Annotated in this window: 1 pseudogene; it reads right to left on the reverse strand. The window is 66.1% G+C overall.

The features are described from left to right. Positions 1-507 (reverse strand): annotated as a pseudogene (locus A5736_RS26180) (glycosyl transferase family 1); the annotation flags it as partial.

A 507-nucleotide genomic window follows, 5' to 3' on the forward strand; every position in this document is an offset into this window, starting at 1 on the left:
AGTTCGCGGCGCTGCGCATCGTCGCGCTTCTTGAGCATCGGCCAAGACATCCACTCGGACACCGTCATCGCGGAACGGCCCACCGGTGCGGGCAGCCCCGGAATGAGCTGGCCGTTGGCCCGTATCGGGAAGGTATGCAGCGTGGCCAGCGGAATGCCGTAGTACTCCGCGATGTTGGCCGCGGACTGTTCGCCGATGGCGCTGGTGAGCACCAGGTCGGCCCCCTCGGCCAGCGACATCAGCGTCTTGCCGATCTCCTCCCAGAGCTGGTTGAACAGCCGCTGATCTTCGCGCACCAACGCGGTCAGTTCCCGGACCTTCCAAAAGCTCCGGAACAAACGGGTCAAAAGGTCGCGGTGCACGTCCTGCCACAGTCGCGCGTCCGGCCCAAACTCGGTCGCCCTGAGCCCGGCCGACTCGACGAATTCAACCAGGTCAGGCGGAACCGCGATGTACACGTCGTGACCGCGGCGCAGCAGTTCACGGCCGACTGCGACGCAGGGCTCC

Source organism: Mycobacterium sp. SP-6446, from assembly GCF_001954045.1.
GTDB lineage: Bacteria > Actinomycetota > Actinomycetes > Mycobacteriales > Mycobacteriaceae > Mycobacterium.